At 63.9% G+C, this 13,596-nt stretch carries 14 protein-coding genes and 1 pseudogene; 5 read left to right on the forward strand and 10 right to left on the reverse strand.

Features of this window, described 5'->3' with window-relative positions:
* The 3 genes from ACR3FF_RS05445 to ACR3FF_RS05455 form a co-directional block, all read right to left on the reverse strand.
* Positions 1 to 1,269 carry an ABC transporter substrate-binding protein gene (locus ACR3FF_RS05445; protein ID WP_458186741.1) on the reverse strand — a complete coding sequence of 423 codons (1,269 nt, stop codon included), beginning with the start codon at positions 1,267 to 1,269 and terminating at the stop codon, positions 1 to 3.
* A 79-nt stretch (positions 1,270 to 1,348) separates the two neighbouring features.
* Positions 1,349 to 1,957: a hypothetical protein gene (locus ACR3FF_RS05450; RefSeq protein ID WP_458186743.1), complete on the reverse strand. Its 609-nt coding sequence runs from the start codon at positions 1,955 to 1,957 to the stop codon at positions 1,349 to 1,351.
* Positions 1,958 to 2,124: 167 nt separating this feature from the next.
* Positions 2,125 to 2,589, reverse strand: a complete 465-nt coding sequence (locus tag ACR3FF_RS05455; protein ID WP_458186745.1) for a protein kinase domain-containing protein — start codon at positions 2,587 to 2,589, stop codon at positions 2,125 to 2,127.
* A gap of 25 nt (positions 2,590 to 2,614) precedes the next feature.
* On the opposite strand from ACR3FF_RS05455, the gene ACR3FF_RS05460 reads away from it, so the two are divergent.
* Positions 2,615 to 2,917, forward strand: coding sequence for a hypothetical protein (locus tag ACR3FF_RS05460; RefSeq protein ID WP_458186747.1), 303 nt, complete (start codon positions 2,615 to 2,617; stop codon positions 2,915 to 2,917).
* A gap of 211 nt (positions 2,918 to 3,128) precedes the next feature.
* Here the strand turns inward: ACR3FF_RS05460 and ACR3FF_RS05465 are convergent, their stop codons facing one another.
* The 6 genes and pseudogenes from ACR3FF_RS05465 to ACR3FF_RS05490 all read right to left on the reverse strand — a co-directional run bounded on the left by ACR3FF_RS05465 (position 3,129) and on the right by ACR3FF_RS05490 (position 8,275).
* Complete coding sequence (locus ACR3FF_RS05465; RefSeq protein WP_458186749.1) at positions 3,129 to 3,374, reverse strand: hypothetical protein; 246 nt, start codon at positions 3,372 to 3,374, stop codon at positions 3,129 to 3,131.
* Between the two features lie 75 nt (positions 3,375 to 3,449).
* Positions 3,450 to 3,833, reverse strand: a pseudogene (locus tag ACR3FF_RS05470) (FGGY family carbohydrate kinase); the annotation flags it as partial.
* Between the two features lie 133 nt (positions 3,834 to 3,966).
* Positions 3,967 to 4,410 (reverse strand): arsenic resistance N-acetyltransferase ArsN2, encoded by a 444-nt coding sequence (gene arsN2, locus ACR3FF_RS05475; RefSeq protein WP_458186751.1) that lies wholly within the window; start codon positions 4,408 to 4,410, stop codon positions 3,967 to 3,969.
* A gap of 75 nt (positions 4,411 to 4,485) precedes the next feature.
* Positions 4,486 to 5,451 carry an aldo/keto reductase gene (locus ACR3FF_RS05480; protein WP_458186754.1) on the reverse strand — a complete coding sequence of 322 codons (966 nt, stop codon included), beginning with the start codon at positions 5,449 to 5,451 and terminating at the stop codon, positions 4,486 to 4,488.
* A gap of 74 nt (positions 5,452 to 5,525) precedes the next feature.
* Complete coding sequence (locus ACR3FF_RS05485; protein WP_458186756.1) at positions 5,526 to 6,335, reverse strand: spondin domain-containing protein; 810 nt, start codon at positions 6,333 to 6,335, stop codon at positions 5,526 to 5,528.
* Between the two features lie 212 nt (positions 6,336 to 6,547).
* Positions 6,548 to 8,275 (reverse strand): MutS-related protein, encoded by a 1,728-nt coding sequence (locus tag ACR3FF_RS05490; RefSeq protein WP_458186758.1) that lies wholly within the window; start codon positions 8,273 to 8,275, stop codon positions 6,548 to 6,550.
* Between the two features lie 81 nt (positions 8,276 to 8,356).
* On the opposite strand from ACR3FF_RS05490, the gene ACR3FF_RS05495 reads away from it, so the two are divergent.
* The 4 genes from ACR3FF_RS05495 to ACR3FF_RS05510 all read left to right on the forward strand — a co-directional run bounded on the left by ACR3FF_RS05495 (position 8,357) and on the right by ACR3FF_RS05510 (position 12,433).
* The gene (locus ACR3FF_RS05495) at positions 8,357 to 8,695 is read left to right on the forward strand and encodes a hypothetical protein (RefSeq protein WP_458186760.1); all 339 of its coding nucleotides are present in this window, start codon (positions 8,357 to 8,359) and stop codon (positions 8,693 to 8,695) included.
* 72 nt (positions 8,696 to 8,767) lie between these two features.
* Entirely contained in the window at positions 8,768 to 9,379 is a 612-nt protein-coding gene (locus ACR3FF_RS05500; protein ID WP_458186762.1) for a PAS domain-containing protein, read from the forward strand.
* Positions 9,376 to 11,127, forward strand: a complete 1,752-nt coding sequence (locus ACR3FF_RS05505) for a bacterio-opsin activator domain-containing protein (RefSeq protein WP_458186765.1) — start codon at positions 9,376 to 9,378, stop codon at positions 11,125 to 11,127. The genes ACR3FF_RS05500 and ACR3FF_RS05505 overlap by 4 nt, the downstream gene beginning before the upstream one ends.
* A 31-nt stretch (positions 11,128 to 11,158) precedes the next feature.
* Complete coding sequence (locus ACR3FF_RS05510) at positions 11,159 to 12,433, forward strand: TIGR00341 family protein (protein ID WP_458186767.1); 1,275 nt, start codon at positions 11,159 to 11,161, stop codon at positions 12,431 to 12,433.
* Here the strand turns inward: ACR3FF_RS05510 and ACR3FF_RS05515 are convergent.
* Positions 12,399 to 13,550, reverse strand: a complete 1,152-nt coding sequence (locus ACR3FF_RS05515) for a hypothetical protein (RefSeq protein WP_458186769.1) — start codon at positions 13,548 to 13,550, stop codon at positions 12,399 to 12,401. The genes ACR3FF_RS05510 and ACR3FF_RS05515 overlap by 35 nt on opposite strands.
* Positions 13,551 to 13,596 lie beyond the last annotated feature (46 nt).

Below are 13,596 nucleotides of genomic sequence, written 5' to 3' on the forward strand. Positions count from 1 at the left end.
CTACTGGAACGCTCGAGCGATTCCCTGACTGGCTTGCTGGACGTTCCAGTTCGAGGTGAACGTCGCCATCACGTCGCTCAGGTTGGTGAGCGTCTCCGGTGGCACGGCGAGTCCGTGCGCGATGGACGGCGGTTGGTTGTTCGATTTCCGGAAATCGCGCATCTGCCCCCGCAAGAAGGGGCCGAACGGGTCCTTCGAAACGTCGGTTCGCGGCGAAATCGACCCTTTCTTCGGGTTGAACCGCTCCTGGGCGTCCACCGACCCCACGTAGCGCAAGAACTTGTTCGTCGCTTTCGGCGACGGGTTGTTCTTCGGATACGGGAACGAGTCCATATTGAGTGCGTACATCCCCGACGTGCCGGGGAACGGGACGTGGTTCCAGTCGCGTTCGAACTCGAAGCCCTGTTGGGCGCGGTACATGCCCGCGGCCCAGTCACCCTGATGGATGAACGCAGCCTTCCCGTTGATGATTTTCTTGTTCGCCTGTTGCCAGTCGATGGAACCGGCGTCCTGATTGAAGTACTGGCGGCATCGCTTGACGATTTCCAGGGAGTTTCGCACGGCTTGCTGGTTCGCCTGCACGTTCCCCTGCGTTATCGCGTCGTAGGTCTCCGCGCCGTGTTCGCCGAGGACGACCTGGGCCCACAGTTGCAGGGTAGACCACGGCGACTTCGTTTGGTGAGCCATTCCGACCGCGTCCGAGTTTCCTTGCACCCGTTTCAACACCCTGACGATGTCGCTCGGTTTCGAGACGTTCCCGGGGTTCACACCCGCCTCCTCGACGACCGAGACGTTGTAGAACAGATTGTTCAATCGGTGGATGTTGAGCGGGACGGTCACGTACGACCCCGCCGGTTTCGCGGCCTGCTTCGGCCCTTTCAGATAGGCCTGCTTCATGTCGTTGTTCGTCCACACGGTCCCCCCGATGTCTTTCAGTTTGTTCGCCTCGGTGTACGGCCGCAAGTTCGCACCGGGCCACGCCTGCCACGAACTCGGCGGATTGTTGTTCAACACCCGTTTCTGGATGACGGTGTGGAGATTCTGACCCGCTCCGCCGGAGACGGGGTTCTGGTTCACCGTCACGTCCGGATACCGTTGTTCGAACCCGTCGAACAACGCCTGAATCGCCTTGCTCCCGTCGCCGCCGGTCCACCAGTGCTGGACTTCGAGCGTCTGTCCCTGTGCTTCCGTCACTCCCGCGATACTCGCGAGTCCGAGCGCGCTCGCCCCTCGAAGGTACTCGCGCCTCGATACGGTTTCGTGTCGCATTCGTCTACCCCCCTCGATTGCCCACCTCCGGCGTCAAAAATCTGTGTGATTAGTTATCGATTATCAGTGGTAGTTCAACTCAGGACGACGAAGAAAGGCCGCTGACGTTCTGCTGGAGTCGAATCGTCGCCGTGAGCAAGAACGCACCGATCATCACGACGAAGACGCTCTCTACGCTCTCGACGACGAGCGGACCGAAACCGACGTAGACCCCGAGGTCTGCGAATCCGAGGAGTCCGGCGGAGACGAGCACCGGAAGCAGGTGTCGCCGGAGCGTATCGACCGACGTTCCCTGGGTCAACGACTCCAGTCGCTCGCCGAAAACGACGCCGTACACCGCGAACGAGATGCTACCGACGCCTTTGACGAACGCCACGACCGACCCCTGCCCGATGACGAGAACGACCAGCAGTTCGAGGAGGATGATGCCGACGAACCCCAGTTCGACTCGTCGCAGTCCCGCCAGCGATATCCGGCGGTCGTCCGGTGGCGGTGCGAGCGCGCTATTGTAGTACAACTCGCGCATCGCGAAGGCGAGAAACACCGTACAAAAGAGAAGCACCATGTGGCCGAGGGCGACGGGCCAACGACTGGTCGAAAGCGTCGCCACCACGCCGAGCACGCCGTACAGCACGCCGGTGAATCCAATCGAGACGAGATAGTACCAGAACGGTCGCTGTGACGCCAAGCGATTCAGCCGCAGGTTTCGATACGCGTAGAACCCGAAGATACCGGCAGAGACCGAAAGGAGGCCGGAGCCGACGAACCGAACGACGGTTGCACTGGCGTCGGTGCCGACCTGTGCGAGTTAGAGACCCATCTGTCCGTTACTAGATATATGTTCAGTTATTTATATTATTCGACCCACCGAACCGAGTCGAGCGCGTCGACGAAACGTTCGAACGCGGCGAGCAGGTCGTCTACCGTCTCGTACCGGTCCGGCTTTCGCTTCGCCATCGCTCGTTCGAGCAGGTCGTTTACGGCGTCCGGGAGGGTCGGATTTCGGTCCGTCGGTGCGGTCGGGGCGGTCGACGTGACCTGTTGGACGACGACGTGTGGTTCGCCGTCGAACGGTGTGTACCCGGTGAGCAGCGAATAGAGGAGCGTTCCGAGGCCGTACACGTCAGTCGAGTGGTCGATGCCGCCGAACGAATCCGGGTCGACGTGTTCTGGGGCCGCGTAGACCGGACGGGCGGGTGGCCATCGGACCGCCTTCGTGACGCTGGCGAGTCCCCAATCGCCGACGTTCGGGACGGGCCAGGTCGAATCGAAGGTCGTCGTAAACCGAACGGCGGTCGGACACAATCCGCCGTGTACCACACCCAGCGCGTGTGCTTTCGAGACGGTGCGGACGAGACGGTCTGCGAACCACAGCGACGCGTCGAACCCAGCGGTCGTCGTCGCTCATCGCCTGGACGAGGTCGGAGACGGGGACGCGGTCGGGTGCCTCCGCGGCCACCTCCGCGAGCGACCACGCGGCGCTCGCGCGGCGCCTGGGGTCGTCGGCGTCGAGCGACACGAAGAGACTCGAGACATCGCGTGTCGAGAGCGTCCTGACCTCCTGGCGCTGCTCGCTCGCCTGCAAATCGCGTACCTGTGGTTCGAACCGCGTCATCTTTCGAGGAGTACCGTTTTCCTATCGAAATGACGATAGGTGATAAGCGTTTTGTGCACGGTAGAATCCTCGTAAGGCGGTGGACGGTAGCGACGACCCCTCGAACCGTCGGCTGCCGTCGTGAAGAACTAGTAGCCGGTCGGACGGAGCCTGGCCGCTGGAACGTGGACATGGTGGCCGCTGAACGTGGACAGGACGTGTTCTCGAGGACTCGCTGCTCCGTGAGAGTGGGACGTACTCGCTGCTATCGTCGCCCCCATCGGTTCAGCCCCCACTGCGCTCTGGTGTATCCGAGGGCGAACAGCACCGTCCCGACCAGCATGAGCGAGCCACCGAGCAGCGGCGTCTTGACGGTCGTGCTGGGGTCGGCGAGGACGACCAGTGCGATACCCGCCACGAGGACGACGACTCCGGCGAGCGTCACGGGGTCGAAGAACACCAATCCGAGGTACTCACGCAGCGAGTACCTCGGGTCGTCCGAGTCGGACACGGTGGATACCTACGCTCTCCCTGCCGGGCGTTCGGTCTCCCCCTCGTGGACGCGGGCTTCGTCGGGTTCCATCTCCTCCGCTTCGAGTCCCGTCTTCGACCGGAGCATCCCGACGTTCCCTCCGTCTTCGATTCGCTCGACGCGGTCGGTCGTCCGGCGGTCCTGCCGAATGCCGTCGTGAACCGGCGCGCCGGTCTCCGCGCCCCACAGCAGGGTCGTCCCGCGCCGGTCGGTGATGCCCAGCGCAGCGAGTTGGCCACCCTCGTCGAGTGCCCTCCCGACGACCTGTCGTGTGTGCTCCCGAGTTTCGAGTGAGTCGTGTTCGACCCACCCCGGTTCCGGGCACGTCTGTTCGTGTTTCTCGCAGGCACTGCCGACGACTCGGCCATCGTGGCCGAACAGCACGAACCGTGCTCCGGTCGTCCCCTTGTCTATCGTGCCGACGTACGTGTCTGTCATTGGTTCCCCCGTTCGGTGCGCCGGTTCTCCCCACCCCCCGCCACACCACGTCACACAGACAACACGAAGAATAATGACGTTTTCCACCAGTTTCACCGGTGGCGTCGAACCGACCGAACGACGACGGAGCACGCTACAGGGATTTCCGCAGACAGGTCGCGCTGGCGGGACAGAGCCCGTCGAACTCCGTCGTCTGCTGGATGGCCGGCGGTGCGTCGGAGCGCTCTATCTCGACGTAGCCACGCCCGGCGAAGAAATCGGCGGCCGTCGTCGTCAGTAGATAGAGGGTTTCGACGCCGTCTGCAGACGCCCGTTCTTCCAGCAGATCACATAGTGCCGTTCCGAATCCGTCGCCGCGTACGGACCGTTCGACGACGACCGACCGCAACAGACCGTCCGTTCCGTAGACTTCGACGCCGCCGATTCCGACGGCGTCAGCCCCGTCGTAGCCGACGTAGAAACAGTCCACCTTCGACCGGACGTCTCGCGACGGTAACTCGTTGCGGTCCAACAGCGTTCGGATGTACGAGCGGTGGCTGTCGTCGGCCCGCCGGAGCGTGAGCGTCGCCCTACTCATATCGACCCGGTACGCGTTCCGAACTAAAGTCCGTTCGTCTGACCGTAATGGACGAACAGTTCGACGGAGACCGGATTAGTTTGCGTCCGCGATTCGGTCGAACTGCGCGTCGGAGAGTTCGATGTCGACGGCACCGACGTTCTCTTCGAGTTGGTCTGTCGTCCGCGCACCGACGATAGGAACGCAGGTGAACTCCCGCTGTTGGACGAGCCATCGAAGCGCGACCTGGGCGGGCGTCGCGTCGAGTTCGTCCGCGACCGACCGAATCTCGTCGAGAACCTGCCAGCCCTCCTCGGACACGTAATACTCGTCGAAGGAGTCGGTGAGGTCGGCGCGCGACCCTTCCGGGGTGTCCCCGTCGCGTTCGTACTTCCCGGTCAGGAAGCCACCCGCTAGCGGCGAGTACGGACAGACGCCGACTCCCTGGTCGGCACACACGTCGAGGTAGTCCTGGACCGTCTCGCCCGCCGCCGCGTGGTACATCGGCTGGGTGACTTCGAACCGCTCGAAGTCGTTCACGTCGCTCTGCCAGAGCGCCTTCGTCAACTGCCACGCAGCCATCGAACTCGCACCGAGGTAGTTCACTTTCCCCTCGCGCACGAGTTCGGTCAGCACGGAGAGCGTCTCCTCGATCGGCGTCGATTCGTCCCAGCGGTGGATGTAGTAGAGGTCGAGGTAGTCGGTTCCGAGGCGGTCCAGGGTACCCCGAATCTGCTTACGGATGTGCTTGCGCGAGAGTCCGCGGCCGTTCGGGTTGTCGTCGTCGAAGGGGAAGTACACCTTCGAGGCGACTACGAAGTCCTCCCGGTCGTGTCCGGCCAGCCAGTCGCCGATCCACTCCTCGCTGGTGCCGTTCGGGTCGCCGTAGACGTTCGCGGTGTCGATGAAGTTGATACCGTGTTCCCACGCCGTATCGAGGAGGTCGTGGGCATCGCCACGGTCCGTTTCGACGGTGCCGTTCGATTCCTTGCCGAACCGCCACGTGCCGAAACAGAGTTCCGAGACTTTCGTGCCGGTAGTGCCGAGATTTCTGTACTCCACGTGCGAAGCCACCGCATCCGAACAGGTAAATCTCCGGAAAGAGGCAGCCCGACGGATAGCGTCTCGCCGGCGAGTCACGAGTCTCTCGATTGGACGACGACGCGAATCACGTCGGCGACCGCCGGATACTGAAACCCATCGCCGACCCTCGCTATCGGCTGAACCGCGGCGTTCTCGTCCGGTCCCGTATTCGGCCCGGTCTGTCGCGGGGCCTGATTCGGCCCGGTGCCGGGCTGTTCGTTCTGCTCGGTGCCGGCGTCCCAGAGGAGCACCTGCGAAGTCACATTACCACCGATGGGATTGCCGTCCCGGAACAGCATGATTCCGACGCCGCCCGGCGCGAAAAAGAGGTCGTTCGACGGGATGAACATCGTGGCGAACGAGAGGCGGTCGCCCGGTCGCGCGTCGAAGTCGAACTGGTACACCTGTCCCGGTTCGAGCGGCTCCGGCTGGTCGCTCCCCCGTGGCTGGTCGAAGACGTCGCTCTGGACGCCTTGCTGATTGTCGAGCGAGCGTTCCAGCCGTGTCGGGTCGCCGTCCTCGGCGAGGCGTTCGAGCCCCTCCGCACCGCCCTGTCTGCCGGACGTGAACAGAGGGTTGCTACCGCGATAGACGGCGTAGGCACCCGGCGAGAGCGGAACCGGCTGGGTCTCCCCATCGGGCGGTTGGAGCGTGTCGTCGGTGGAGACGTTGCGGATTCTCACCGTGAACTCGGTTTCCTGTCCGCCGTCGTCCTGTGCGCCGACTGCACCGCTTCCGACAATACCGCTGAGAGCGGCGGTTCCGCCGAGTGCGGTCGTGCGGAGGACGTCCCGACGAGTGTGCCTCCGTGAGTGGTCGCGGTCGGGGTCGCTACGGTCGTGACGTTCGAATGGTCGTGTCATAGGTTTCCCCTCCTCGAAGAGTACGCAGGAAAGAATAAACGTAGAACATCATTCAGGGTCGTAAGCCGTCGATACGACAGTGAATCGAACGGTATCGAAAAAATGACCTCGGAGGCGTCGGTGATAACCACGATTACGCTCCCGTCGAATCGTCGTCCGGCAATCCGAGGAGGGTTTCGAAGAGGAACTCGCGTGTCTCGAAACGCGGATTTTCACTCCGCGTCCGACCACGTATCGAGCGTCTGTTGTACTAGCGCCTCGCCCACCGCCCGGCCGAGCACGTCGTACCCGGCGCGTTCGGCCCGGTCGTTCGAGGAGGCGATGAGGCGCGAGACGATGAACTCGGGGGTCGATTTTCCGACCGTGTCGAACCGTGGCTGGTAATCGACGAGCAACTCCAAGTCTTCGTTCAGCCCTTCAGCGAAGATTCCGTCCTTTCTGGCCTGTTCGGGGAGCGGATTCAGGTCGTCGGCGAGGTGGGTGACGAACACGCCGAGGGCACCTCTATCGACCGTCAGGCCGACGAGTCCGTGGAGGAGGTTGGCGGCGCTTCCCGGTTCCGTAATCGCCTCGAACTCGTCGACGAGCATGAGGGTGCGCCCGTCGTCGGTGAGCGGCGGGACGATACTCCGGAGCGTCGATTCGAGCACCCCGGCGTTGAAACTGGCGTGACGGCGGTGGAAGACGATGGCGTCCGACATCGACACCTGCGCACGTTCGGCGGGGACGGGAAGTCCCATCTGGGCGAGCAACGCGACCTGACAGAGCGTCTCGAGGAGGGTCGTCTTCCCGCCGCTGTTCGCGCCGGTCAGGACGGTCACCCGGTCGCCTTTCGGCGGTCCAGCAATCTCGTGGTCGCCGAGACCGTAGGTGATGGGCTGGACATCACCGCTCCCGGTCGCCAGAAAGAGGTTCCGCGAGTCTTCGACGGCGAACCCTTGCTCGACGAACTCGGGGCGCGTGAGGTCGAACTCGTCGGCGAAGCGGGCGAGCGACAGCGAGACGGCGAGGTCGCTCACCGCGGAAACGGCGGCGTCGATGGCGTCGCGTGCCTCCTCGATGTCGGTTTCGAGTTTCGCCGCGACCCGCTCTTCGCGCGCTTCGACGGCGGCGCGCTGTTCGGCGACGAGTTCGCGGAGCGACCCGCCGACGAAGTCGGTGGCGTCGGTCGCTTCTCCGACCGTCGCGTCGCGGACGCGCTGGGGTTCGACGTCCGTCTCGCGGGAGACGTACTCGACGTAGCTCTCGCGGAACTCGTCCGGGCCTCGCACGTCGCCGGATTGTACCGATTCGAGCACGTCGAGAGCACCGCTTTCGAGTCGTTCAACCCCCTCCAGCGCGTTCCGGAGTCGGTCGAGTTCGTCGTCCGCCCCCTCGGCGACCGAGTCGCCGTCGAGTTTGCCGAGAGCGCCGACCGCAGCGTCCAGGGCGTCGCCGTCGATGTCCGCGATGGGTGCGAACGCACCGTCGGTCACGCCGGTCGATTGCAGGGCGAGCGCGGTCCGAACCGCGGTGCGCTCGCTTCCGTCGTACTCCTCGTAGGCGGTGAGAACGGACTCGCGCGTCGCGTCGTCCAGTCGGTTCCACGAGTCGACGGCCTCCATCACCGAATCGAGTCGCTCGTCGGCCTCCTCGCGGGACCGAACCGGCGTCATGACGCGAATCCGGTCGCCAGCGTCGGGCGTCACGGCGTGCTTGCTGGCGAGGTCGAGCAGCGATTTGTAGACGGAGCGAGTGTCGCGGGTCGCCAGTACCGCCATTCCCTCACCACTGTTGGCCTGTCGGAGAATGCGGGTCGCTCGTCCGCGCGTCAGACCCGCCTCCGTCAGGGCGCGGACGTTGCTCGTTTCGATGGCTTCGATTGCCCGTTCGACCCCCAGCTCGGATTCGAGCAGGTCGCTCGTCTTCGGCCCGACCCCCCAGTAGTCCTCCAACCTCATACCTGTCGGCTGACGCGCACCACTCTTAACGGTTCCCGTTCGTCCAAAAGATACAGTACGCTACCAGCCGTTAATCGGAGCATGTCTTCGGTCGAAGAAAAGTCGACGCCGACGCGCGTCCTCCACGTCGGAACGCGCGACCGGGTCGAAACCCGAGCGGACGTCGAGCGAGTGACCCACTCGTCGACAGCGCTCGACCGGGCCGAGACGGTAGATTGTATGGTCTGTGAGCACGCACCGCCCAAACGCGACGCACTCGGCCTCCTCGAGGAGATTCGTGGCCGTGACCGGAACCTCCCGGTGCTGGTCGTGACCGACGACGAGAGCGTGATACGCGATGCGCTCGCGGCGGGTGCGACCGACTGCGTTCGGCCCGGTAGTCGTGTGCTACTCGAACACCGAGTCGAGTCGGCTCTCTAACAACAGCGTAAGGAACGGGCACTGTCGAGAACCGAAACCGTTCTCGAACAGCTTCCCGAAGCTCTCCTGACGGTGGACGCGCGTGGTGAGGTTCAGTGTGCCACCGACGGCGTCGAAGCCATCTTCGGATACGACGCCGACGAACTGGTGGGCGAGTCGGTGAGGAAGTTGATACCCGAACGACTCCGACCAAGGTACGACGAGGCGTTCGCACGACTCCTCGAAACCGACGAGGGGGCAGACTGGCAACACGTCGAGACGAGGGGCCGACACCGTGACGGCCACGAGGTGCCAGTCGAAGTGTCGTTTCGAGAAGAAAGCAAGGACGGTGAGCGACTCGTCACCGGAACGATTCGAGATATCTCCGCGCGAAAGACGGCCGAGGTGGAACTCGAAGCGTCGAACGAGCGATACAGGAAACTGATAGCGGCCTGTCCGGAAGCCATCCTGGTCGCCGACGCGGAGACGGGGATGATTCTCGATGCGAACCCGGCGGCAGAAACCCTCCTCAGCAGGTCACACGACGAGATACTCGACATGCACCACTCGGAGATTCACCCCAAGGAGAAACCAAAGACCTGCCGGGAACTCTTCGACAGCCACGTACGACGGGCGGCGACTGGAAGGTCACGGAGAGCGTCACGATACTCCGCGACGACGGCGAGGAGATTCCGGTCGAGGTGAGCGCGACCGTGACACGAATCGGCGGTCACAAGGTCGTATACGCCATCGTGCAGGACGTCTCGAAGCGGAGAGCACGCGAACGGACGCTCGAATCGCTGCGGTCGGCGACGCGCGAACTGATGGCGGCGGAGACGAAAGCCGACATCTGTGAAATCGCGACGACGGTGGCGGGAGACACCCTCGGACTACCGCTCGCCGCCGTCTACCTCACGGCGGACGGACAGACGCTTCGACCCGCCGCCGTCACGGAACGAACGAGAGAGGTCCTCGACGAGATTCCGTCGTTCGAGCGGGGGAACGCACTGGCGTGGTCGGTGTTCGAATCGAGTGAGTGTGCCGTGTTCGACGACGTGAAAAACGAACCGGGCGTGTACAACCCGGAAACGCCTATCGAATACGAGGTGATACTCCCGCTCGGAGAGCACGGCGTCTTCATGGTCGGCTCGCCGACGAAAACCGACCTCAGCGAGTACGTCTACGATTCCGCCAAGACCCTCGCCGCGAACGTAGAGGCGGCACTCGACAGGGCCGAACGCGAGGAGACGCTCGCGACACAGCGAACGGAGCTTACGGAGTTGAACCGTATCAACGCGGTCATTCGCGACGTAGACCGGACGTTGGTACAGGCGACCAGTCGAGAAGAAATCGAAACTTCGGTGCCCGAACGGATGGTGGCAATCGACACGTATCGGTTCGCGTGGGTCGGCGAGTACGACACCACTGCCGGAATCGTTCGACCGGTCGCACAGGCCGGAACGGGAGACAGCTATCTCGAAGCAGTCATCGACCGCGAAGACGACGTTCGAGACCCGGCGACGCGAGCACTGGAGAGCGAAGAACTCGTCGCCGTCGAAGATATCGCCACGGACCCCACGTTCGAGCCGTGGCGAGAGGAGTCGCTGGACAGAGAGTTCCGGTCGTTGGTTGCCATCCCGATTCGCTACGACGAGAGGTGTTACGGCGTCCTCGTCGTCTACGCCGACGAAGCCGGGGCGTTCGACGACCGAGAACGCACGGTCCTCGCCGAACTCGGTGAGACCGTCGGTCTCACCATCGCGGCAATCGAGAACAAGAAAGCGCTCGTCTCCGACTGCGTCACCGAACTGGAGCTACAGGTGGAGTCTGCCGACCACTTTTTCGTACGGATACCACGGCAGACGGACTGTGAGTTCGACCTGCTGGGAACCACTCTGTCGGCCGATGGACGACTCCTCTGTTTCGTGACCGCGACCGGGTCTCCGCCCGACGAGATTCTCGAACTGGCGTCACGAGACGAGACGATATCGGACTGCCAGATCGTCTACGAAACCGACGAGGAATGTCTGCTCCAACTGACCTACGAGGGGAAATCGCTCGTCGAGATGCTGGCCGACCGAGGAGGGTCGGTCAGCCACGGACACGCCGACGAGAACGGGGCGCGAGTGCTCCTCGAACTCCCCCGAAGTACGGACGTGCGGCGAACCGTCGAAGCGATTCGGGAACGATTCCCGAACACCCACTTGGTCGCCCAGCGCGAACGCGACAGACCCGAACCGACGCTCTCGGAGTTTCGGACGACGCTGGACGAGTCGCTCTCCGACCGCCAGTTGTCGGCGCTAAAGACGGCCTATCTCGCCGGATTTTTCGACTGGCTGCGCACCAGTACGGGGGAGGAAGTCTCCGCGTTGCTCGACGTGTCGCCGCCCACCTTCCACCAGCACCTCCGTCGTGCCCAGTCGAAACTCCTCGGTGCCATTTTCGACCGGTGAGGTTTTCAGTCCCCGGTGGGACGCTCTTGCCATGCGTCTCATTCAGGTGCTCGTCCCCGACGAGAGTCGGGACGAGGTGCTCGCTATCCTCGACGACGAGCACATCGACTACGTCCTCACGCGAGAGGAAAGCGGAAGAGACGCCGCCATCGTCCAGTTCCCGCTTCCGACACAGGCAGTCGACGCCGTTCTGGGCCGGCTCCGGGACGTCGGACTGGGAGACGAGTACACCGTCGTCGGGACGCTGGAGACGGCACGAACGCCGAACATCGGGGAGCTAGAGGACAAGTTCGTCAAGGGTGGCAACGAGGACGATAGCATCGCCACCGAAGAGATTCGGACCAAAGCACTCGGGATGAATCCCAGTCCGGTCACTTACTACGCGATGACCCTCCTCTCGGCCATCGTCGCGACGGCGGGGCTCCTCCTCGATTCGCCGGCCATCGTCGTCGGGTCGATGGTCATCGCACCGCAGGTCGGTTCCGCGATGACGACCAGCGTCGGACTCGTGTTGAACGACCGCGACATGATACGTGAGGGGCTGCGCTCGCAGGTCCTCGGTCTCGGCGTCGCTATCGTCGGAGCGACGATATTCGGCTGGGCGCTCAAGTCGGTGCAGTTCATCCCGCCCGCCCTCAACGTGGCGACGGTAACCCAGATAAGCCAGCGCATCTCGCCCGGATTCCTCTCGTTCGCCGTCGGTCTCAGCGCGGGGGCGGCGGGAGCACTCGGACTGGCGACCGCACTGCCCGTCTCACTCGTCGGCGTCATGATTGCGGCGGCGCTCATCCCCGCCGCTGCGGCGGTCGGCGTCGGGTTGGCGTGGGGACCGCCAGTCGTCGCGCTCGGTGCGTTCGTCCTGTTGGTCGTGAACGCCGTGTCCATCAACGCCGCCGGCGGGGGCGTCCTCTGGGCACTCGGCTACCGACCTGCGGACGGGACAACGCTCCGAAAAGCCGCACCGACACTCGTCGCGGTCACCATCTTGCTCGTCTCGTTCGCGGGGGCGGGAGTACTGATGAGCCAACAGATGCGGACCGAGAACGCGGTCAACGAGGAAGTGCAGAAAGTACTCCAGCAAGAGCAGTACAAATCGCTCGAACTCGTCAGGGTACAGGTTGAGTTTGACGACATGGGACTCGTCGACGACTCCCAGCAGGTGACGGTCGTCGTGAGTCGACCGGTGGACGAACGTTATCCACAGTTGTCACAGGAACTCGCCGACCGGATTTCGAGCCGACTCGATGGCCGAACGATAGTCCAGGTGGAGTTCACTGAGCGTCAGCAGTCGGTGGCGAAAACGTGAATCCGTACTCGTTCGTGATTCGATAGGCCGCCGTCCCCCAGATGTAATCCTCGCCGGGCCACCACGTCCGTGCATTGTTGAACCCACCGACGAGAACGCCGCTGTCTGAGTCCTCGGGGGCTGGCCGATAACTCACGCTCCCGCTGTCCCCGTCGGTGAAGTCGGTCTGTGACCCCCACTTCAGTTGGCCGCGCTTGCACACCTTCCCGTAGGCGCAGGTCAGACCGTCGATAGCCTGAATCTGCCCCGACGTGTGACCCGTGTTGACCGCGACTTTCTCCAACTTCGCACCACGCGCCTTGAGCGCCGCGAGGCCGTCCCGCGTGAACTGTCCGACGACGGACGAGGGCGACGCACCTCGAATCTCGCTCGTCGGCCGAAAGCCGTCGACCGGGTCGATGCGGACGAAGTCGTCCAGTTGGTAGCCTCGTCGCACTTCGCCGATTTTCCGTGGGCCACTGGGTCCGAAGACGAAGAACGGTTCACCACGGAACCGCTGGTCGTCGCCTCCGTACACGTGATTTGACGTGCTGAAGAACGGCCGTTCGTCGTCGTACAGCGCTGGAGCGAGCGTTCCGGCCGCGTCTCGATTCGCGCACTTGACGCTCCCCGGTACGGTTTTTCCCCGCACGGTGTCGGTCGAAGGGAGACCGGGTCGCGACCTGGACGACCCGACGCGGTTTACTTCGATTGCCACGTCGCCGACGGTCGCCGGAACCGCGCCACCCGCCTCGTCGTCGGTCACGTCCACCGAGATGGCGGCGTTTCGACCGCCGAACTCACCCGGCACGACGGCACTCCCAACGACGCCACGCCGCGAGAGAACGTCGAGTTGCCCGTGGGCGTCGAACGCGGCCCGGAGGTCGGCGAACCAGTCCGCCGGGACGGTCGTCGTCCGCGGTTCGACTCCCTCCGGCCCCCGGACGTGGCCGTAGACGAGCGGCACCTCGTCGCGGGCCGCCGCCGATACGTCCTCGGGCGTGAGCAGGGAGGCCATCGAACCGAAGCCAGCCTTCGCGAGCGTCGAGACGAACCGCCGTCGTCCCATCGTTCCGAGTCGTTTGTCAGCTATCGAGCGTACCGCTGGTCGCCTCCCGCAGTCGTCGTGTTCCCCCATCGTGTCGTTTCCCCATTCCCGGCGGGTGTACGGTGGGGGACTACTT

Source organism: Haladaptatus ordinarius (genome assembly GCF_054177595.1).